This window comes from Candidatus Uabimicrobium amorphum, assembly GCF_009002475.1.
GTDB lineage: Bacteria > Planctomycetota > Uabimicrobiia > Uabimicrobiales > Uabimicrobiaceae > Uabimicrobium > Uabimicrobium amorphum.
In genome coordinates, this window is sequence record NZ_AP019860.1 from 4,525,883 (window position 1) to 4,546,038 (window position 20,156).

The window sequence follows — 20,156 nt, forward strand, 5'->3', positions numbered from 1 at the left end:
TTAAGCAACTTGGCAGTTGAAGAAAACTCCCGTTTCGGGAGTTTTTTTATTAATGGCTATAAGGTATAGCAGAATGGTGCAGTTGTATTTTTAGTTTTCCTTCGTTATCGCGAACATATACGAAAGAATATTCTACTTTTACTTCTGTGTCATCCATCGTTGTGAAGTAGTAATTGCCCATTGCAAATGCAATATCTTGTTTACAAACAACATCTGTATTTTCAAATCGAACACTCTTCCAAGGTTCTAATGCAAAACCTTTATCTTCATCGTATTCTGAATCACGACCTACAAAATAAGACAATGCACTTTTTAAATTACTTCTAAACTGCTTAACTGATGCCTTCGTTGGGCAAAATAGCAAAGATGCGCCGTCATCTAGTAAGTAGTGACTTTTGATCATTGCCTCAGCGCGATCACGAGACTCTTCCCATGTTTCTCCGGCACCAACGTTAACCAAAGATGTTCCCCAAGATTCTTGGGCTGCTTCAACTTCACTTCTTTCAATCATTCGTTTGCTCCATTGTTAAGATTAAGAAATTTACACTAAGATTAAAATATTGGATAATAGGGGAAGAATCAACTAAAATTTTTGAAATTGTATTAAGTGTAAGCGCTAGTAAGATTGTTTCTTACAACATTTATTGGTTAACTGTCAGAAAGGGTTGTTTATGAAATTACATTATTTTATTTTGAGTTTTATTTTACTGGGTGGTTTGCTTGCGAAAGAAAAAAATATTCTTGTTTTGGGATACTGGCCACCGACAAATGCAATTGTACAAGATTTTAGTAATGATGCTGCTCTAAATCCTGGAGGTTGGAAAGGAAAAAATTGGCAAAATCTCGGTTACGATATCTATTCTTTTTTTCCTACGTTTCCCAAGGGGGTAAAAGGAGAAAATGGACGTGGGGAGGGAAACTTGGAAGTAGATTACCAGGACACTTCGCGCGATTTTTGGAAAGTGGTTGAACGGATAAAACCCCATGCGATTATTGCTTTTGGTTTGGGACGGGGGCCATGGGAAATTGAATTTAACGCGCGTAATCTAGCAGTAGAAAATTGGCGTAAGGATTATTTAATTCCGCAGTTTCCTCTCACAAAGCCCGATGTTACGCGTGCCGATAATTTTACTCTTCACTCGACGCTTCCGGTTGCAAAAATTGCAGAGAAAGTAAATGCCGCGGATTTGGGTTTTAAGGCTTGGGTCGATTGGCAGGGAGATCCTGGACGTTTTTTGTGTGAGTACATGGCCTATCATGTTATGTGGTACCAGAGTTTACATCGTAACGGAAAAGATGCTTGTTTAGCAGCTGGATTTATCCATGTTGGCGGCGAAGTGGATGTTACTTCGGGCAAAAAAGCTCTTGAAATTACTTTGCAGGAAACCATCGCACATATCAAAGCAAAACACAAAAAAACACAGTCATTGCTCGAAATATTACAACAGCAACAGCAAAAGAAAATTTATGTGACATGCGTTGAAGATCACGAGGTACTTCAGAAATTACTGCCAACAACAGAAAAAGGCGTTTTCTATCGTTATTTGGGTAAAAATTTACAAAATCTTAATGGGCAAAGCTCACGATTTTTTACCAGTGATGCAAATGCTACTTTTACCGGTCAATACCTAAATGGAGTGGAGGTTTATGCCATAAACGTAGAGCACGAACAAAAAATTCCGTATGTGGATTTGAAATTAGGTAGGTCTTTGTTGGACGATTAAGCCGTCTTTGGGAGGAGATGCTCATAATCCATAGTGGATTGGATTATAGCACTCCCTTATACTGCAATAAGGCGACTAAAACTCATATATATTTCTCAATAAAAAAACTTCTTAAAAAATTTTGGTTCTTATGCTGGTAAACAGCTTAGTCTATCTAGACGTGCGTATATAGCTTCTACACAAAAAAGAACAAAATAACGACAAGATAGAATAGTTAATGCAATTGTATCAAAATTTATTGCATTACCAGAAGAATACAAACAATAACTTAAAACTAGCAAACAGATGATTAATTTTATCAAACATGATTTTAAAGCTTTCATTTACTTTCTCCTTTCAAAATAATTTAATTGTCAATTGTGTAAATATAGTAACATATCATTTTACATTGCACACCCAAAGTCTCTTATCCTTATTTTATAAGGGATGAAGTATTTTGAGGTCCTGAAAATGCTTATTTTATAAGGTTTGTATACGTGATGATCGGCTATATCACTTTTTTTAAAAGACTTTTGGCAAAAGAAAAAATAATGTAAGGTCGTGAATAAATAGACGACTATGTTACAAAACCATATCGAGAAAGGAATTGTAATGTATAAAAAAGCGATTTTGCCAATAGTTTTTGTCGTCACTTGTATTTTATTTTCCCGTATTGCCGCAGATTCTCCCAGGGAATTGGGAAAAATAAAATGGAAGCGCGATTTTCCGAAAGCTCTTCTCTTAGCAAAAAAAGAAAACAAGCCATTGATGGTTCTTTTTGATGAAGTGCCTGGTTGTTCTACTTGTGTAAACTTTGGACAAGGCCCTCTGCAACACCCTGTGGTGGTTGCCGCTGCTGAGTCGGAATTTGTACCAGTTGTTGTTTTTAACAACCACCAAGGAAAAGACGCCAAGATTCTACGGAAATTTGGCGAACCGTCATGGAATAATCCTGTTGTTCGGTTTCTCAACCACCAAGAAAAAGATCTCATTCCACGCCGCCAAAAATATTCCAGTGAGTTTTTGATTAAACAGATTGCCAAAGCGTTAAAAGCAGCAGGTAAAGAGATACCTTTGTATTTGCAACTCGCATTAGATGAATATGAAACAAAAAATTTACAAAAAGCAACATTTGCCATGTATTGTTACTGGTCTGGTGAGTCTAAACTCTCGGGAGTAGAAGGCGTTCATTACACAATGGCTGGACATTTACAAGGTTATGAAGTGGTGGACGTTTATTTTAATCCACAGGTGGTTGCGTATAGTACACTAGTGAAACGTGCCAAAAATTTGGGTTGTAGTAGTCGCATTTTTGCACGTACAACGCAACAACTTTCCACAGCACAAAAAATTGTCGGTAAAAAGGCGGTATACAGTACGCAAAAAAGTGCTGCCGCAAGCTCCCGTGACCAAAAGTATCAGTTGCGTCGATTTCCACAATACTATTATTTGCCTTTAACTCATCGGCAGGTAAATTTGCTCAATCATGCATTGGTAAATGGAAAAAATGATTACCTGAAATACTTATCACCTTTACAAATAAAACTGTCTAAGCAAATACGTGCACAATGGCCAAGTAAGAAGATCGCCGCTCTTAAACCACAGCGTAGTATGAAAAATTTGCCAGGATACTATGCGGAGTTGTACAATGCCCTGAAGAGAATTGACAATTAGCAAACCAAATATCAAAGGGATACACCGTCAGAATGTAGGGGCGGACCTTGTGTCCGCCCGTTCTATCAAATGTAGTTGGATACACTTTTCTAACCTACGAGCCACGAGCCACGAGCCACGAGCCACGAACCACGAGCCACGAGCCACGAACCACGAACCACGAATTATGAAACCAAAAATAAAAAAACCTCATTCGACCGAATGAGGTTCATAAGTTGTTATTACAAATCACTACTATTATATTTTTGATTTACGAGGTCTACTTGTTTGAATCTTTGTCTTGTGAATTTTTCACTTTCTTTTCTGTATTTTTACCCATCTTACTTTTCTGAAAAAGTTCAGCCACACTATCCCAACAAAGAACCATTTTTCCCCCGCGTTTTTCTACCTGTGAACTATGCGACTTTAGCAGATCAATGCAGGCGTGGTCTATATAGCTGAGTCCATCAAGATGGATGTGAATTTCACTATCCAGCGGTAGTGCCTCTAAATTTTTAGCTAATTCTGGTATTTTTAAGAAGGTAGCAGAGCCATCAAAGCGCATAACATAGCATTCTTGGTCTGGGTCTTTTTCTTTGGTTACGGTTATGGATAAGTGGTTCATTGTATATAGCATTTTTAAAATCGCTAGCCCAAAGCCAATCATAATACCTGTCAAAAGATTTGTAGCTACAATACCAGCAATGGTGGCTATATAAATCACAACTTCACTACGACCGTACTGTTTCAGTTCTTTAATGAAGCCAACATTGATGAGTTTTATGCCGATGTATACTAGAATCGCAGCTAAACTTGCTTTAGGGATTAGGTTGATGACCCCCGGAAAAATGGCGATGAATAGTAGGAGCCAAAATCCATGAAGAATAGCTGAATAACGCGTTTTTGCGCCCGAGTTGATGTTTGCAGAGCTTCGTACGATTACTCCGGTCATTGGTAACGAACCTAGGTAACCACATATAATATTTCCGACACCTTGGGCAAATAATTCTTTATCGTAGTTCGTTCGTTGTCCATCGTGAAGTTTGTCAACAGCTGTCGCACAAAGTAGCGTTTCGGCACTTGCGACGATCGCAACGGTAAAGGCTAGAATAATTCCTTGCTGTGTCTGTAAAATGGACCATGCATCCCCCCAATTTAGTAAACTTTCCTTTGTGACGAGAGATTTTGGTAGTGTGATTTTATCAACATTGTATCCAGTAATCTGCACAAAGATTACGGCAGCGGCGACACCTAGGAGTGTACCAGGAATAAACTTTAGTTTTTCAGGGCGAAACTTATTCCACAGTAGCAATGTGACTATGGTGAGTACACCGGCATAAGCGGCTAAGTGGTGTGTATCAGTGGCCATGGGAAACATGACTTTCACAAAGGCTCCAGGGATTGAAATTAGTTGTTGTATTCCGCCCCCGTCTATTTTGTCGTCGATCATCACGTGGAATTGGGACGAAAATATGAGTACTCCAATACCAGATAACATCCCTACAATTACAGCAGGAGAAATTGCACGGAACATTCGCCCTAATCGAAAAGAGCCAGCCACAAGTTGAATAATTCCCGCGGCAAAAACAATGGCTCCAAGTCCTGCAATACCAATATCTGGATTTTCTATTAATTCTTTTATTATTATTGCTAAGCCTGCTGCTGGTCCACTAACCTGTAAGGGGCAGCCGGCTAAAAAACCTACAACTATTCCACCGACAATTCCGGTAATTAGTCCTTTTTCTACAGCATTAGGTAGTCCCGACGCAACGGCAATACCGATACATAGCGGTAGTGCAACAAGAAACACCACAACAGACGACAATATTTCTTGCGCCATGTTATTTTGAGATACTGAAGCATTATTTTTTGTCATTTTTTTTTCCGTTTTTATTATTGCATTTATATTGTGGATATATTGGCAAAAATTGAAGCATTATTATTGAAAAACGGAGAAGAAAGCATCACTTTTCTCCTCCGTTTCACACACATCAAAACAAAATACACATCATATAATTACTATACACATTTCTTAAAGCTAGATATCAGACTTTGATTTTTCGTTAAAACTTTTACATCCAAGGTGGAAAAATCGTATTCTTTTATAATTCCTTGCTTATGTCATAATACCCATCTGTGAAACTCTAATGGTTTTCCTTGCATAAAGGAATAGCTTTTTGAACTGTTAGATGTTGGAATCGTTTCCAACATTTTTTTACAACGCTCAACAATTTTACTTTGTTACTCCAAATGAACAAGTCCATATGGGAGTGGTTTAAAGTAAACTAAAACATAAACTTTTAAATCAAGTCGCATTTCTATAAACAAGAAGTTTTTGCCTTGATTTATTTTTTGTTAAAAAATTTGTTTACATCTTGTTGATTTCGTTGTAATATAAACATATTATAAAAACATAAGATGTTTACTTAATAAAATAGTATAATAAGTAAAACACAATTTACAACTATAAAATAATTTTTATGAAGTTTTTTTTTTACATCTAAAATGAAAAGCTTCATATAAATACAACAAATAACCAAATTAACTATGTTGTTTAAAATTTGGTATATATTATCTTGTTATCATAGTAAAAAATGATAAAATAGTAATGTGAACATGAACTAAGCTTATAATTCATGCAAATAGGTGAAAAATATGGGTGCAAGAATAATTGTAGCGAGAGAATTAGCTGCTTTACTAAAAGTACTCGCGAACGCAGACCGGATAAGAATCATTGAAGAGTTGCGAGCCAACGAAAAAGATGTCAGTGCTCTGCAAGCCTATTTAGGTACTTCCAGTTCACGTGTTTCTCAACATCTATCTTTATTAAAAGCTCATAAACTAGTGAAAGAAAGACGCGAAGGTAAACACAAGTTTTACAGCTTGGCAAAATCAGAAATCGCTGATTGGTTGATGGGTGGACTTGACTATCTAGAAAATGAATTGGTGAATACTCAGGCGCTTTGTCAAGCCGTGATTGAAGCAAAAAAACTTTGGACAAGTGAAGACTGAATAAAAACCTTGCATAGTCTTGTGAGGAAACATCCTCATGCGAAAAAATCTAAAATCTAAAGTTATCTACAAGTTTTTATTGATAAAGTATATTTATGTTGTAGAATACCAAAATTGAAAAATTCTACACAAAAACTATTAAATTAAGACTTAAATTCCAAATATATTTGTCATATTCCTAACTAACAAAAATCCATACAACAAACGTGTTGTGTGGGGTACCAGTGAATAACAAAATAAAACTTTTAGCTACTAACTTTAGATTTTTGATTTTGTCGAAATGGTGTACTATACCAACCAAGATTATGAAAAAATTAGTTTATTTACTCACACTACTTATACTGATTACACCACTAAACTTCTACCTACATCATTTTCACTGCTGCACAGTCAAACAGCCCATAAGTAAATGTGGACACCAGCATCACGAACACGACGAATCACCACAAAATTCACAAACTTGTGATATCTGTCTATTGTTGGCAAATAGCTATTTTGACAACTCATCAAACATTCCTCAAGTACAACTACTTATTCTCAAAAGAGTTACCATTTCGTTGCCTAAATTTTTGAGTAGTTGTGTCCGCAATAGAAAATCTCGATCACCCCCTGCGTAATTGCCTTTCTTAATTTGTATACAAAATATTTGAATGAATATTTGTCAAATCTAAACAGTGCCATTCCTGGCATAAATCCACTTTCATGAAATAGTGACTCTTGGTTTGCCGCCGCAAAATATATAAATTCTAGTTTAGTTTTTATGTGTTTTTGCGTAGGGGAACTACGTTACACTCTAAATTTCTTGGGATTTTAAAGTTAGGATTGACCACTATAGGCAAATCTAAATTTATTCGAATATTCTGTGTGCAAAATGAGAACTATCCTTAACAAAAACCAGAAAATCTGTATTGGCGCATTCGTGCCAGCAGATTTTCTAATTAATGGTTTTGTTCTATTAGAGTAGCAAAACGATCCCAAATCCCTTCCAATCCCGTTCCCTCGAATAGAGATAGACGTTCTCTACTTACACGAACATCCCCGTAGAAAACTTAGGTCAATAGAAGCGACAATTTTTGACGCACGCGCTATTAAGCCACAAATCGTCTTGTTGCGATAGATTTTGAGAACACGCTCAACAATAAAGCTTTTCACTTTTGATCGAGTTGTTGGCGAATTTTTTCGATAGATTTTTCAATGATAGCGCTTTTGTCTGAGCGCCTCATAAGCAAAACTTGCAATGCGTTGAGAATTTGCTTTGTGGGGCAGAGGGCAAGAAATTCGATGGCACGTTCGCTGACGTGGCCGTTGGGATTGTTTATATTCTCAAGTAGTAGCGGTTTTAGTGTTTCTTTGGGACATTCTTCCAAAAAAGGCATAAATAGTATCGATTCGAGCCGGCTGTGTAGTACTCTGTCTAGTAACTCGCGAAATACCTCATCGGCTTTCAATTTTGCAATACTACTCACGATGATGTTTGCAGAGCTAGTCGTGGCGATTTCTAGTAAAACGTTGAGGGTCTCGTCTCCAAGATATGTACCGCGCTGTTGTTGAAAAAATTGAATCAGCAAATCAATTTCATTGTTAACTGTGCATAGTGTTATGTGCGCAAACTGGCGTAAAAATTTACCTAAACTGTTGTTTTTTAAGATGTTTTTTAGCTGTTGCACGGCGTGCTGTGAACGAATTTTACCTAGCAAATCGATTATTTTCATTCCTATAGGAGTAATAGAGTGTTGGAGCTTTTCCATTAAATAAGGAATGGCGTGGTCTGCGGTATCTATTATGCATTCTTGATAAATATCTACGTTGGCGGGAGGAGATAGTATTTTTAGGTCTTGAATACTCAATTCTCCATGTAAAACCAATTGAAAAATATGCCTGCTCCATAAATCATACCAAGCATCGACAAGGTAAGGAGAACTTTCTTTTGGGAAACTACTTACTAGGGTTTGTGCACATCTTGGAGACAATTTTGCTGAAAGCTCTAGCAATTTACAAACAAGTACGCAAAAGAAATCAGGGTCTTTTAGGTCGGCGCTGACATTGGAGGATAGAAATTGTTGGAAGATGTAGAAATCTTGTACACGCGATTTGAGATGATTTTCCAATAGCTGTTTAATATCTTGTTTATTGGTTAAGCAATATAACTTTATTAGGTGTTCAGCGGGTACTTTGTCTAGGAAATTTTCTAGGACTTTTATGTCGATCTGTACAATTAATTTTGTGATATGTTGCTCTGTATCAGTATCACTGCATCGTAGATCCTCAAATAAACTTCCTATTGCTTTTGCACTTCCTATCGCTACTAAAATTTCTTGTACACGCTGTCGAACATACAGTGTTCCTTTTAACGCTGGTAGCAACCATTCTTCGCAATGTTGTTTTTGAGCCACCATTTGCTCTTTTACAAGGCCGTAAAAAGTACTATATTCTTTGCTTAGATAGGGAAGTAAAGCACAAATGGCCTCCTCTCCTCCGATGAGTCCCAATATTTGGATAATAGTTTTTTTCTCTACCAAATCTTTATTGCGTTCAAGAAAAGATGCTAGTGGGGCGATGGATTGTTGTCCAAGGTTGCGGAATATATTCTGGATAGAATTTTGCAAATCTTTGTCGCGAATGTAAAAAATAAGTTCACCTACTGCGGAAACGCCTATCTGTGCAATAGAATTTTCTGCCTCTTTTCTCAATGTGCGATTGCTGGAAAAAAGTGTTTCTACTAGAAATTGTATTCCACGTGCTATTTTTTGTTTTCCGAATGCTTGGCATGTAAGAATTCGTTCTTCGTCTTTCGAACTCCAGCGTAAGCTCCAAATGTATTTTAAAAATTGATCGTCTAAACTTCCGCGGAGTGAATTTGCTGTGAAAAGGGCTATTTCACTACCTGAAAAATTTATGATTTGTAACAAGTGGGTTATTTTATTTTCCGCTTTTAGATGTTGTATATATTTTTGAACTAGGGTTGTTGTTCCCAACAAGAAAAACGCGTGACCTGCCAACCAACGGATATTACGACTCTTATCTCGCAGTAAGGTATTGAGTGCTGCTAACAACGAAAAGTAAATTTTAGGTTGTTGTTCTAAATTTTTCATTAAACTACACCACGAGGCATCTTCGCCTTTTTTTAGCTTTGTCACGGCATCGACAACAACAGCTAAATTTAATTGTGTAAGTATATGATGCACAAGTTTTAATTTATGCTTTTTATTTTCGAAGAGCAGTATAAAAAAAACGGGAAGCAGTTGTTCCTTATTTGCATGTAAGTATTTGTATAGTTGTTCCTGATTTTGCGCATTACATTGTTCTATTACTTGTAAGATGTGAAATAGAGAAATATTGGCGTTATAGAGTACCAAAGAGCGATTGATACGACGCCTGGTGTGTTCGTTACGGTTTTTAACAAGTGCATTTAAAGATTTTATTGAGATGAAGCTTGTTAGTTTAGGGGGGAGGGAAACTTTATAAAGTATGCGCTCAACCCATTGTGAACGCAAGTCTTGCGGAATGTTTTTAAAACTTGCCAATGCCAATGGCTCATTTTTCTGTATGGCCGCTTGGATAAACACGCGCATTTCAGCGTTTAAGGCCATGTTTTTTTGACAGCACAAAAAAACAATTTCTTGTATTGCATTGGCCTTTTCTATATCTGCTTGGCGAAGATTACGAATTGCGTTTGCAAAGTCTCGTTGTTCACTATTTTCGATTTGCTCTACTATAATTTCGTGGTACGCAAGGTCTAACGTGGCCACAATTTCCTTCATTGTTTTTGGTCTTGTGCTAGCATCCTCCGCTAACATCGCCTCTAAGGCTCTCGCGAGAGAACTGGGGATTTCAGGACAAAAATTCTCTGCGGCAACTAAATCATCGTGAATAAGTTGATCCTTGTAACAGCCAAAAGGTGGATTATTTGTCAATGTATGGTACAGGATCGCACCAAAAGCGAAAATGTCACTAGCGGCATCTTGTTTTTGGCTAAAAACGCGTTCAGGGCTTGAGTATAATGGCTCTTCTACAAAAGGAGTTTTTCGTAGAGGATTTGATGTACGTTTGGGGTGTTCGCGATATAGTAAACCACTAAAAATCAAACAAGGTGTTAAATGCTCATCTAGAAGTATATCCCGTGCCGTGAGATTGCCATGGATAGAGCCACTTTCATGTACGGTTGATAAGGTATGTGCTAGCTTAGTAAAAATAATTAATATATCAGTGATGGACAATTCTTTTTTTTCAATGATGTCCGATAAAAATTTTCCCGGAAAATATTCTACGGCGCTGTAGCTGTAGTTTTCGTACTCCCCCACATGGTAGGTTTTGAGTATCGATAGCTGGTTTGTATTTGCGACAGGATGGTAATCTATAATACTTTTATAGCCGACAAATAAATACACAATACGCTGTTCTTTGATATCGAGAGCTTGGTAGGTTTGAATTATATTTTTTTCGCGAATTTCGGTGATGATCTGATAACGCTGCGCAAAAATATAGTTGACCTTTGGCGTTTGTGAGTGCGCACTGTCCGGATTTAGGTGGCCTTCATGCCAACTTTTGTTTTTTTCATCAAGCGTTTTTTGTAGTAAGTAAAAAATTTCGTCGGTGTTAAAAGTCTGAGGTTTTTTTACCGCATTGACTTGAATTTGATGTTGTTCGGGAATAAAGTTGTAAAAAACTTTTAGCTCTTTAATCGTCGATTCCCATTTGAGAACATTTTTATTCCATACAAATACAACGTCTAAGTGGGAGGATAAATCGCCTCTACGCACCAGTGAATTGCATATTTCGCGTAGTGATGTTTCAGGGGTAACATCTAATTGAAATACTTTATTGTTTGTTGTGTGAAAAATCTTAATCAACATGTACTTTGCTCACCTGTTGTTTTCAGACGATTAAAATGAGGTGCAAAAAATACAGACCACTGATACAAGTATACAAAAACACCGATACATTGTATAAATAAATTTTTACAAATATGGAGCGAGCGCGATTTTAAAACCACTTTTGTCGCAATCGAAAGGTCTTAATTTTTGACAAAGTCACATCTATAATCCCCAGTTAATTGACAACAAACAATATCAATGATAAAATAACGTACAGACAGCAAAATAGAATTGGCAAAACTCAATCCTTACATTAGGAGGTTGGGCGAAATTCGATTTAGAGAGTTCTAAAACACTCTAGCATATAGCCCCGGAATATTTATGAAAGAAGATTTGTTATTTGGACGTATTGCTTTACTCAATAATATAATCAATCAAGAGCAGTTAGATGCGGCTCTTAACCTACAAAAGAAATCTAAACCTATGCGCTCGGTCAGCTACATTCTGAGACAAAAAGGTCAGATTAAACGTAGCCAGGTAAAAGCAATACTTCAGGCACAAAAAAAAAATCTCCCTCGCCCAGTAAAATCACCAGAGGAACGCAAGGAAGATATGGCGTTTGGTTATATTGCGTTTCGTCATGACTATTTAACGATAAACGATTTGGTGAAATGTTTGAAGTTGCAAGGCGATGTTGCCAAAAGAGGTCTGCTGTTTAGGTTATCTGAAATTTTATACAACGATGAATATCTCACCTATGAGCAAATCGAAGAAGTTGTACAGTTACAACAAGATAAAATTCTACCTTGCTCCCAATGTCAAACACCTTACAACATTGTCGGCTTACCAGCAAAAGCTCGTTTCCCGTGCCGTAAATGCCAAAAGATTATAGAGGTCCCGGAGAGTTTAGCGAGTGAAGACGAGTCGGAATTACTCGAGAAGTATAAGTCTGATATTGAAGAAGGCATTCTAAAAATACAGCAAATGCCCGTTGTTCAAGCGGTTGTTGAAGATGAAGAAGACGAAGACAAAAGTACAGAGCAAGAAACAACAACTGACAAAGATGAGACTTCTGAGATTGCTTCGCCACAAGAGGAAACCCAAGAACAAATATCTACCAGCGAATCAACTGCGAGTGAAGATTTTGAAACCAGTGAAGAAACCACTGCACAGCAAGATACAGAAGAAGAAAAATCTGAAACGCAGCCTAGCGAAGATTTAGAAGAAGACGAAGCCGCAGCCGAAGATGAATTTTCAGAAACACAAACTGAAGAAGAAGACGAAGCCGCAGCCGAAGATGAATTTTCCGAAACACAAACTGAAGAAGATGAAGACGAAGCCGCAGCCGAAGATGAATTTTCTGAAACACAACCTGAAGAAGATGAAGACGAAGCCGCAGCCGAAGATGAATTTTCTGAAACACAACCTGAAGAAGACGAAGCTTACGATTTAATTTCTAGGCGCAAGCACGACATTGATCAATCAGAAGAACGTATAGAAGAGGAAGTATTTGCCGAAGTTGAGTCTACATCATCCAGCGAAATTAAGCATGCTTGGCCGCGTGAAATTTCTTTAGATACAGATGAAATGTACGCCCAAGAAATGCCAGATCTTGAAGATGTAACTGCCAAAGCGACGGAAAAAATGAAGAATGATTACAACAACCAACTGAAGCGCAAAGCAGAATTTTCTATTACCACTTCAGACTTGAGCTTTTTTCCCGAAGATACAAATACAACGAACCTAGAAATAGGTGCCTTGCAATCGCTTACCAGTTTTTCTGACGATGAATTTTCTGTGATGGAAGATGACTTTTTTGAGCAAACAGTATACAAAAAAGATCAAGAGGAAGTCTCGCGCATAGATACGTCTGATTTAAACAACAATCGTTTTTCTTTTACATCCAAAATGAAAGTGGAAACGAAAAATGAAGATGATGTCGTGTCTCTTTCTTCTGCGAAGAAAAAAGCAAAGAAGAAGACGCAGAAAAAAGATCGACGTACACAAATGTTGCGCATGAATTTAGAGTTGTCTGATGAAGATCCTGATGAATTGTTTGAAGATGATATGATCTCTATTGGTCCCGATGTGTTAAAAAAACATAAAAAGAAAAGAAAATAGGTTAGATATGAGACACCTCCTATTGATTTTAGCTGTTATTGCCATGGCCATGGGAGAAATAGAAATTTCTCCCCCTTTTTGGGACTTAAAAACAATTGCGCATGATAGTCTTCATGTCAAAAAATTTGTATTGCGTAATAAGTCAGAGAAAAAAGTAGTTCTTGCGGAAAAACCAACCGGTTGTAGTTGTATTCGTTACCAGATAAAACAAAAAACACTCCAAGTGAATGAAACAACAGAAATCTCCGTTACTGTTGAACCAAGAGGACAAATAGGTGATTTTAACTGGAGAGTGCCCGTTGAAATCAACCAAAATCAGGAGATTACGATCTCTGTTAGTGCAAAAATACGCAAGAAGTTCTTTGTTTATCCAACACAAATCAATTTTGGAGTTGTAAAAAAGGGAAAAAGTTCATCGGCGTCTCTAGTGGTTATGTCTCCTCATCAAACAGATTTTATTGTTGATAGTATTGAGTGTTCTCAAAAATTTTTAACCGTTGTCCATGAAAAAAAAACAATCACAGATTTTTATCCTGGTACACAGACAGGTTATGAGGTTACCGTTTCATTAAAAGATGACATACCTTTTGGACGCCACAGTGAATATTTAACAATTCACACCAACATAGCTGAAAACAAAACCTTCAAAGTACCCGTATTTTTTTATGTTACTGGGGATTTAACAACCGTTCCCGATTATGTAACATTCGCTGGAATTACATCACCAAAAACTTTTACAAAGCGTGTAACGTTGTATCACAACAATTTTGAAAAATTCCAAATTCTTAGTACTAAAACCTCTTCTTCTTTTATCAAAGTACGTACGGAAAAGGTCATCGACGAAAAATATTATTACTTATATATTGATGTAGATACAAAAAATGCCCCCAAAGGTGAATTTCGCGACATTGTTAAAGTTCGTACCGATTGTGTAACGCAAGAATACATACCTGTTTACGTCCATGGTTTTGTTAAATAAAGTTATCTAGGACACGCTCTAATAATTTTTTTATATTTTTTCTTGACTTTGCCGAAAAAAAAACTATACTTCACTTGCATTGGAGACGTGGCAGAGTGGCCGAATGCGGCGGTCTTGAAAACCGTTATTCCTGGGAGGGAATCGTGGGTTCGAATCCTACCGTCTCCGATAAAAAAAATGGAGAGGTGGCAGAGTGGCCGAATGCGGTAGATTGCTAATCTATTGTAGCACTATTTGAGCTACCGCGGGTTCGAATCCCGCCCTCTCCGTTCTTCAATACCTCCTCCTTACGAGATTTTCTATGCCGTCAAATAAGCCCTACTATCATGCAATTGCATTTATATCAGATATCCATGGAAACTTGGAAGCGCTAGAAGCTATTTTGGACGATATTAAGCGCCAACAGGTATCTAGTATATATTGCCTTGGAGATATAGTTGGTTACGGACCCGATCCCATGGCGTGTACACGCCGTCTTATGGACCTCGTCGAATCAAAACAACTCATTGCTACTGTTGCAGGCAATCACGATTATGGAGTTTGCGATCAGGACATTAGCAACTTTAGTTCTTCGGCAAAAGAGGTTATGGAGTGGACGATCAATGAAATGCAAGGGACGGATGAAGCGGGCTATATAAGAGAACTGTGCCAAAAAGAATTGATAAAAAAGATTGGCCGTTTTTGGCTTGTGCATAGTACACTAAATCCCTCTCCTGAAAAGTGGGAATATCTCAAAACAAAAAATGCAGGAGAAAACTTTCAAGATCGCAAGATAGTCTTCGTTGGTCACTCTCATGTACCGGCTATATATTCTAAATATTCCGCTGGAAAAGATTGGCACCCTATTAGCCTTTTTGGAAATGACGGACACTATTTTTTACCACCGGCACAAAAAACTATGCTGCCTCGTGGAAAATCCTCCAAGTCTTACCGTCTCGAAGTAAATGATCCATTTCCAACAATGATTATCAATGCTGGATCTGTTGGGCAGCCTCGCGATAATAATCCGAATGCACGCTATGCTCTTTACATTACAATCGATTATAAGAGTTATATTGAATATCGCCAAGTAGGTTACGATGTACAGAAAACAGTGGATAAACATAAGAAGAGAGGTTTGTCTTGCGACGAAAGACTTGCCACACGCTTGTGTACAGGTGGAAACACAAGATTCGATAGTGAATTCAAAAAACCAGATTGGTTTCCAGCATTTTCGTAAAGTTACTCTTTACGACGAATATCCTTATCACTTACCCAAATCAATGCTCCGATAGTACCCACCAACATTTTCCCAAATTTTGTCAGAACACTCAAGGTAACTGCTTTTGTTTTTGGAACCCCTACAGTGCTGAAGAGATAACTGTATGTTGCTTCACCAACTCCCCATCCCGCCAATGAAATAGGTAGCATTATGATGATAAAACTTATGGGGACAAATACAAAAAAGATGTAAATAGGCAAGTTGATGCCCAAAGCGGTGGCAAAACCATATACCCATATGTTTGTCAAAGAGTGCACCACAACGGAAATGAAAATCGTTTTTGCAAAAATAAATGGATTTTTACGTGTAATAATGACGATATCGATTATCTGGTCTAGTAGATAATGCCTATTCTGTATGAAACTCAAAGGTAGAAAAAATAGCATCAAAATTCCTGTTATCGCACCCAAGAAAAGAATAAAAATAAAAGGGGCGACATGTTGAATGGCAGCAATGTGTATTTGTAGTGAAGTGACCAATGTAGCGACAAATATGAGAGCCATTAGCCCAATGACGCGATCGAATAGAACAATGGCGATAGGTTTTAATACCTGTGAGCTTTTTCGGGCAAGATAGTAAATTTTCAATGCGTCTCCTCCTGTGAAACCAGGAAGAAAATTACCAAAAAAAGTCGATACAAAATTAATTTTTGACATTTGCCAAAAGGTAATATTGATATTTTGTGGTTGTAATAGCAATATGATACGCCACGAGGTTAAAAAAATGTTACATACGATAAACAGGGTAAATGCCAAATACATTGCGATGTTTAAATTGCGAATAATAGAATAAAATCCGTATTCGATGCCTTTTTTCGGATCAATATGTGATAGAGGGATTTTTAATTCGGTATTTTGTGCATTGATGATATGGACGGAATCAGTAATTTGCTGAATACTACAGGGGATGACACCACCGTCAGCTAAGTGAATTGTATCGTGAAATACAATCATATAGTTGACAAGGTAAAGCAAGATGGCGAGTGTAATGCTAAATCGTAGTAGAAAACTAAGATGTTTTCGCATGGTTATTTATTTTGCGTAGGTTTTTGGTTACTTTTATACCATTCATCCCATGCTTCGTATTTGAAACCCAACTTTGTTTTGGTAAATATCTCTAAAGCTGCCAGCGCTTGGTGTCTTACCGATGGATTTTCATCTTGAAGCATATCAATGAGTGGGCGAACTACTTTTTTCGCTCTTAAGTAGCGTAATGATTTTATTAGTTTAAGTTTTACCCAGACATCTTGTTCGTCGACTAACTTTTCGCCCAATAATTCTTGGTATTCAAAACCAGCGAAGGATCCTACTGACTGTGCTGCTTCCATACGCACCAATGCATTCTCATCATCTAAAGCTTTTACGACCAGGGGTAGGTATTCTCTGTCCCCAGATTTCACCATTAAGCGTATTGAAATGGAACGTACAACGGGACTTTGGTCGCGAAGTAGAGCTTCTTTCAACATTTTTTTTACAATGTTTTTATTGTCTACATTGTCATATAACCATTCAATTGCCCAAACACGGTCTTGAGATCGGGTACTTTTTAAATTCGCTGTTTGCTCACTAATACCACCACCGCAAGAGATCACAAACAATAATATTGAGCAAATAAGGAGTAACTTCATGTAAAAACCTCAGTGTAGTTTTATTTTTAGGATCTTTAGTTTTCTGTGGAAAAAAATTAGATTCATTATAAAATTATTGTTAAGATATAAGCATGTACTGTAAAAGTCAAGATAAAATGATATTTTGCTCCGTTGGAACACACATAAAGTTAAAAAATAAAAAGGCATAGAAACATCCATTGTTTTTGTGTAACTTTGCGTTTCCAACCACTTGTGAGAAAGACATGTCCGCTAAAAAATTTCTAGCACTAGGCGACTCTTATACCATCGGCGAAAGTGTAAAGCGTGAGAATTCTTGGCCAATTCATCTAAAAGAAGTTATGAAGTCCCAAATAAGTTTAGATGTGAAAATTATTGCAACAACAGGTTGGACAACGGACGAGCTCGCCGAGGCGATCCATAAAGAAAATATAAGTGAAACTTTTGACATGGTAAGCCTGCTGATTGGTGTCAACAATCAATACCGACGACGAAGTGCCGAAGAATACCGCAAAGAATTTGTTGAACTTTTGGAACAGGCCATCGTTTTTGCAAGTAATGACCCAAACAAGGTGATGGTCATTTCTATTCCTGATTGGGGAGTAACTCCTTTCGCTGCAAAGGACGAGAGATCTTCTTTGGAAATTGGCGAACAGATAGACTTGTACAACAAAATAAACGCAGAGGAAGCTAGCCGAAAACATTGTTACTATGTAGATATTACACCTATCTCTAAAAAAGCCTCTGTTGAATCTGAGTTAACCGCAGATGATGGTTTACATCCATCTGCAAAAATGTATACTATGTGGGTAGAAAAAATTTCTCCTGTGGCTTTTAAAATACTCAATAACTAAGAAAAAATCCATGGATACTCAAAAAACTTGGCAACCCCCAAAAAGATTTGCCGACTATGAAATCATTCAAAAAATAGACGACGGTGGGATGGGAGCTATTTACAAAGCACGACATGTTGATTCACAAGAGGTTGTGGCAATCAAGGTCATGGTGAATGATTCGCAATATAAGCGTTTTGAGCGAGAAGCGGAGACAAGTAAACGGCTAAATCACCCTAACTTTGTACGTTTCCGTAAAAAAGGAGAAATCTCAGGGAAAATATTTATTGTAATGGACTACATTGAAGGTTTGCCTTTAAAAAAGTATTTAGAACAAAGTCTTCCTCTTGATCAAAAATTTAAGCTATTTCACACCATCTTGAAAGCAATCGTGTTTGCCCATGATACAGGAGTAATTCACCGTGATATCAAACCGGCAAATATTCTTGTGAAAGATAGTGGAGAACCAATTATTCTCGATTTTGGATTGGCAAAGTGTGTTGATTTTAGCGATAAAAAAGATGAAACCTATTTGACTCTCGAAGGGCAAATATTGGGAACCCCAGGTTACATGTCTCCTGAACAGGCCAAGGGGGAAGTTGAGTATCAAGACGAACGAACAGACATTTTTTCTTTGGGAATTATCCTTTACGAAGCCCTAACAGGACACAATCCTTTCGAAGGGGGTAATGTAATTGATATTTGTTATAAAATAGCAAATAATCCACCAGAGCCTATTCGTACTTATCTACCTAAAATACCTGATATTTTAGAGGGCATTATCAATAAATCGTTAGAAAACAATATCAAAAAAAGGTACCAAACCGCAGAAGAGTTCTTGTATGACTTTGAAGAATTTCTATCGATAAAAAAAGCCCATGCATCTACACCGACACCTCTACCTAAACCTGTCGTAAAAAGTACCCCTAAAGATGGTGTTATTTGTCTGGTTTGTGGAACAGAAAACAACAAAGAGTCACTTTATTGTAGTGAATGTAACCAAATATTAAAAAAAGAGTTTCATCGCAACGATACTAAAAAAGTGAAGATTCTCAATCAAGACCCCATGACAAAAGCACGCAAATCTATGCCTCCTTTGGTTGCAGAACCAAAAAGTTTAATGAATATTATTTCGCAGAACCCACAGCACATCATTGAGGTAAAAAGGGAGTACCCTGAAGAAGAGAAAATAATACCGGCATTTACACCTGTAGAGAAACCTAAAATTGTTCAACGACCCATTTCTTTATTTGAGTTATTGATCGGTGCTCTCGGGTTTTTGTTTTCCATTTTACCTATCTTCTATATGTATCGATTTTCTCTGAGTTTGCATATTTTTGATTTCTTTATCGGTATGTTTTCCGCATATTTGGTATTTGAAAGTCGTAAATACATGGCCGCTGTATTTATTTTTCCTTTGGCCTTTATTATCTGTTGTTGTGTAAAAAATTACTTTGGGGTTATCGGAATACCTTTTGCTCCAAGTTTTTTTCCCAAACTAGCCATGGGCAGCGTTGTGACATTTTTTTATGCGCGATGTCTGTTCTACATGTATAAGTTGTAAAAAATACACCGCATTGCCGATTTGAATTCCGACGCTTTCTGCGCTGGAATTCTATCACCATTTCTATTATCCAGATCCCTATACCGTTTTAGACATAAAAAAATTACCCCATTGAATTTTTGTTACTTTTCTCAAAATAACGAAAGCCTTTTGTTTCAGGAATGGGATCAGGACCGTTTCTCCTCAATCAACTAGCACAAACCATAATTTTTATTATTCTAAATAACCTATCTCTTGATTTATTCAAATATAAGGTTGTCATCCATTCGATATTTCGATTTTTTGTGAAGACACCTCTTCCACAAGGGACTAATTGTTGAAATTTAAAAAAATATAATAAATTGAATTTGTGAAAAAATTATTGCATTTTTTTTTCTTTTGTTATACTGTATATCTCGCTAACCCCATTGTAATCTATATTCTACAGCGATTTGTGTTTTTTATCCTACGTTATTGTGTTTTGTATACTCTACATTTTTTGGTCTGTTTTTTGCATGTTGCATATTTTTGTAATGTTTATTTAAAAAAATACCTGCCGGTTTGCGAAAAAGAAACGTATATATATGTATAAGCAATAATTTTTTCGTTTTGAAAGTGATCAGGTATTACT

Annotated in this window: 13 protein-coding genes and 2 tRNA genes; 10 read left to right on the top strand and 5 right to left on the bottom strand. The window is 37.0% G+C overall.

The features are described from left to right. Positions 1 to 49 precede the first annotated feature (49 nt). Positions 50 to 511 (bottom strand): hypothetical protein, encoded by a 462-nt coding sequence (locus UABAM_RS16370; protein ID WP_151969086.1) that lies wholly within the window; start codon positions 509 to 511, stop codon positions 50 to 52. 160 nt (positions 512 to 671) lie between these two features. Here UABAM_RS16370 and UABAM_RS16375 point away from each other — a divergent pair, with 160 nt between their 5' ends. Then, positions 672 to 1,724: a pyroglutamyl-peptidase I family protein gene (locus UABAM_RS16375; RefSeq protein WP_151969087.1), complete on the top strand. Its 1,053-nt coding sequence runs from the start codon at positions 672 to 674 to the stop codon at positions 1,722 to 1,724. A 591-nt stretch (positions 1,725 to 2,315) separates the two neighbouring features. Continuing rightward, on the top strand, positions 2,316 to 3,377 hold the full coding sequence (locus UABAM_RS16380; protein ID WP_173013364.1) for a VPGUxxT family thioredoxin-like (seleno)protein, type 2: 1,062 nt from the start codon (positions 2,316 to 2,318) through the stop codon (positions 3,375 to 3,377). A 259-nt stretch (positions 3,378 to 3,636) separates the two neighbouring features. On the opposite strand, the gene UABAM_RS16385 is transcribed toward UABAM_RS16380, so the two are convergent. Next, positions 3,637 to 5,232: a SulP family inorganic anion transporter gene (locus UABAM_RS16385; protein WP_151969089.1), complete on the bottom strand. Its 1,596-nt coding sequence runs from the start codon at positions 5,230 to 5,232 to the stop codon at positions 3,637 to 3,639. A 779-nt stretch (positions 5,233 to 6,011) separates the two neighbouring features. Between UABAM_RS16385 and UABAM_RS16390 the strand changes: the two genes are divergently transcribed. After that, positions 6,012 to 6,368, top strand: coding sequence for an ArsR/SmtB family transcription factor (locus UABAM_RS16390; protein ID WP_151969090.1), 357 nt, complete (start codon positions 6,012 to 6,014; stop codon positions 6,366 to 6,368). A gap of 1,148 nt (positions 6,369 to 7,516) precedes the next feature. On the opposite strand, the gene UABAM_RS16395 is transcribed toward UABAM_RS16390, so the two are convergent. Further along, positions 7,517 to 11,221: a protein kinase domain-containing protein gene (locus UABAM_RS16395; RefSeq protein WP_151969091.1), complete on the bottom strand. Its 3,705-nt coding sequence runs from the start codon at positions 11,219 to 11,221 to the stop codon at positions 7,517 to 7,519. Between the two features lie 342 nt (positions 11,222 to 11,563). On the opposite strand from UABAM_RS16395, the gene UABAM_RS16400 reads away from it, so the two are divergent. The 5 genes from UABAM_RS16400 to UABAM_RS16420 all read left to right on the top strand — a co-directional run bounded on the left by UABAM_RS16400 (position 11,564) and on the right by UABAM_RS16420 (position 15,501). After that, positions 11,564 to 13,303 (top strand): hypothetical protein, encoded by a 1,740-nt coding sequence (locus UABAM_RS16400; protein WP_151969092.1) that lies wholly within the window; start codon positions 11,564 to 11,566, stop codon positions 13,301 to 13,303. A gap of 7 nt (positions 13,304 to 13,310) precedes the next feature. Further along, positions 13,311 to 14,282 (top strand): Ig-like domain-containing protein, encoded by a 972-nt coding sequence (locus UABAM_RS16405; RefSeq protein WP_151969093.1) that lies wholly within the window; start codon positions 13,311 to 13,313, stop codon positions 14,280 to 14,282. 81 nt (positions 14,283 to 14,363) lie between these two features. Beyond that, positions 14,364 to 14,450: transfer RNA gene (locus tag UABAM_RS16410), tRNA-Ser, on the top strand. Between the two features lie 11 nt (positions 14,451 to 14,461). Beyond that, positions 14,462 to 14,551: transfer RNA gene (locus UABAM_RS16415), tRNA-Ser, on the top strand. A gap of 32 nt (positions 14,552 to 14,583) precedes the next feature. Continuing rightward, complete coding sequence (locus tag UABAM_RS16420; protein ID WP_151969094.1) at positions 14,584 to 15,501, top strand: metallophosphoesterase family protein; 918 nt, start codon at positions 14,584 to 14,586, stop codon at positions 15,499 to 15,501. 2 nt (positions 15,502 to 15,503) lie between these two features. Here UABAM_RS16420 and UABAM_RS16425 read toward each other — a convergent pair whose 3' ends face one another. Together UABAM_RS16425 and UABAM_RS16430 are read right to left on the bottom strand one after the other, a co-directional pair. After that, positions 15,504 to 16,568, bottom strand: coding sequence for a lysylphosphatidylglycerol synthase transmembrane domain-containing protein (locus tag UABAM_RS16425; protein WP_151969095.1), 1,065 nt, complete (start codon positions 16,566 to 16,568; stop codon positions 15,504 to 15,506). 2 nt (positions 16,569 to 16,570) lie between these two features. Continuing rightward, the gene (locus UABAM_RS16430; RefSeq protein ID WP_151969096.1) at positions 16,571 to 17,170 is read right to left on the bottom strand and encodes a HEAT repeat domain-containing protein; all 600 of its coding nucleotides are present in this window, start codon (positions 17,168 to 17,170) and stop codon (positions 16,571 to 16,573) included. Positions 17,171 to 17,394: 224 nt separating this feature from the next. On the opposite strand from UABAM_RS16430, the gene UABAM_RS16435 reads away from it, so the two are divergent. Both UABAM_RS16435 and UABAM_RS16440 read left to right on the top strand, forming a co-directional pair. After that, positions 17,395 to 18,003 carry an SGNH/GDSL hydrolase family protein gene (locus UABAM_RS16435; protein ID WP_151969097.1) on the top strand — a complete coding sequence of 203 codons (609 nt, stop codon included), beginning with the start codon at positions 17,395 to 17,397 and terminating at the stop codon, positions 18,001 to 18,003. A gap of 10 nt (positions 18,004 to 18,013) precedes the next feature. Beyond that, entirely contained in the window at positions 18,014 to 19,546 is a 1,533-nt protein-coding gene (locus tag UABAM_RS16440) for a serine/threonine-protein kinase (RefSeq protein WP_151969098.1), read from the top strand. Positions 19,547 to 20,156: the final 610 nt, after the last annotated feature.

Excerpts from the sequence above, each read along its gene's own strand:
- UABAM_RS16370 (WP_151969086.1), bottom strand. The coding sequence starts at position 511 with ATGATTGAAAGAAGTGAAGTTGAAGCAGCCCAAGAATCTTGGGGAACA.
- UABAM_RS16375 (WP_151969087.1), top strand. The coding sequence starts at position 672 with ATGAAATTACATTATTTTATTTTGAGTTTTATTTTACTGGGTGGTTTG.
- UABAM_RS16380 (WP_173013364.1), top strand. The coding sequence starts at position 2,316 with ATGTATAAAAAAGCGATTTTGCCAATAGTTTTTGTCGTCACTTGTATT.
- UABAM_RS16385 (WP_151969089.1), bottom strand. The coding sequence starts at position 5,232 with ATGACAAAAAATAATGCTTCAGTATCTCAAAATAACATGGCGCAAGAA.
- UABAM_RS16390 (WP_151969090.1), top strand. The coding sequence starts at position 6,012 with ATGGGTGCAAGAATAATTGTAGCGAGAGAATTAGCTGCTTTACTAAAA.
- UABAM_RS16395 (WP_151969091.1), bottom strand. The coding sequence starts at position 11,221 with ATGTTGATTAAGATTTTTCACACAACAAACAATAAAGTATTTCAATTA.
- UABAM_RS16400 (WP_151969092.1), top strand. The coding sequence starts at position 11,564 with ATGAAAGAAGATTTGTTATTTGGACGTATTGCTTTACTCAATAATATA.
- UABAM_RS16405 (WP_151969093.1), top strand. The coding sequence starts at position 13,311 with ATGAGACACCTCCTATTGATTTTAGCTGTTATTGCCATGGCCATGGGA.
- UABAM_RS16420 (WP_151969094.1), top strand. The coding sequence starts at position 14,584 with ATGCCGTCAAATAAGCCCTACTATCATGCAATTGCATTTATATCAGAT.
- UABAM_RS16425 (WP_151969095.1), bottom strand. The coding sequence starts at position 16,568 with ATGCGAAAACATCTTAGTTTTCTACTACGATTTAGCATTACACTCGCC.
- UABAM_RS16430 (WP_151969096.1), bottom strand. The coding sequence starts at position 17,170 with ATGAAGTTACTCCTTATTTGCTCAATATTATTGTTTGTGATCTCTTGC.
- UABAM_RS16435 (WP_151969097.1), top strand. The coding sequence starts at position 17,395 with ATGTCCGCTAAAAAATTTCTAGCACTAGGCGACTCTTATACCATCGGC.
- UABAM_RS16440 (WP_151969098.1), top strand. The coding sequence starts at position 18,014 with ATGGATACTCAAAAAACTTGGCAACCCCCAAAAAGATTTGCCGACTAT.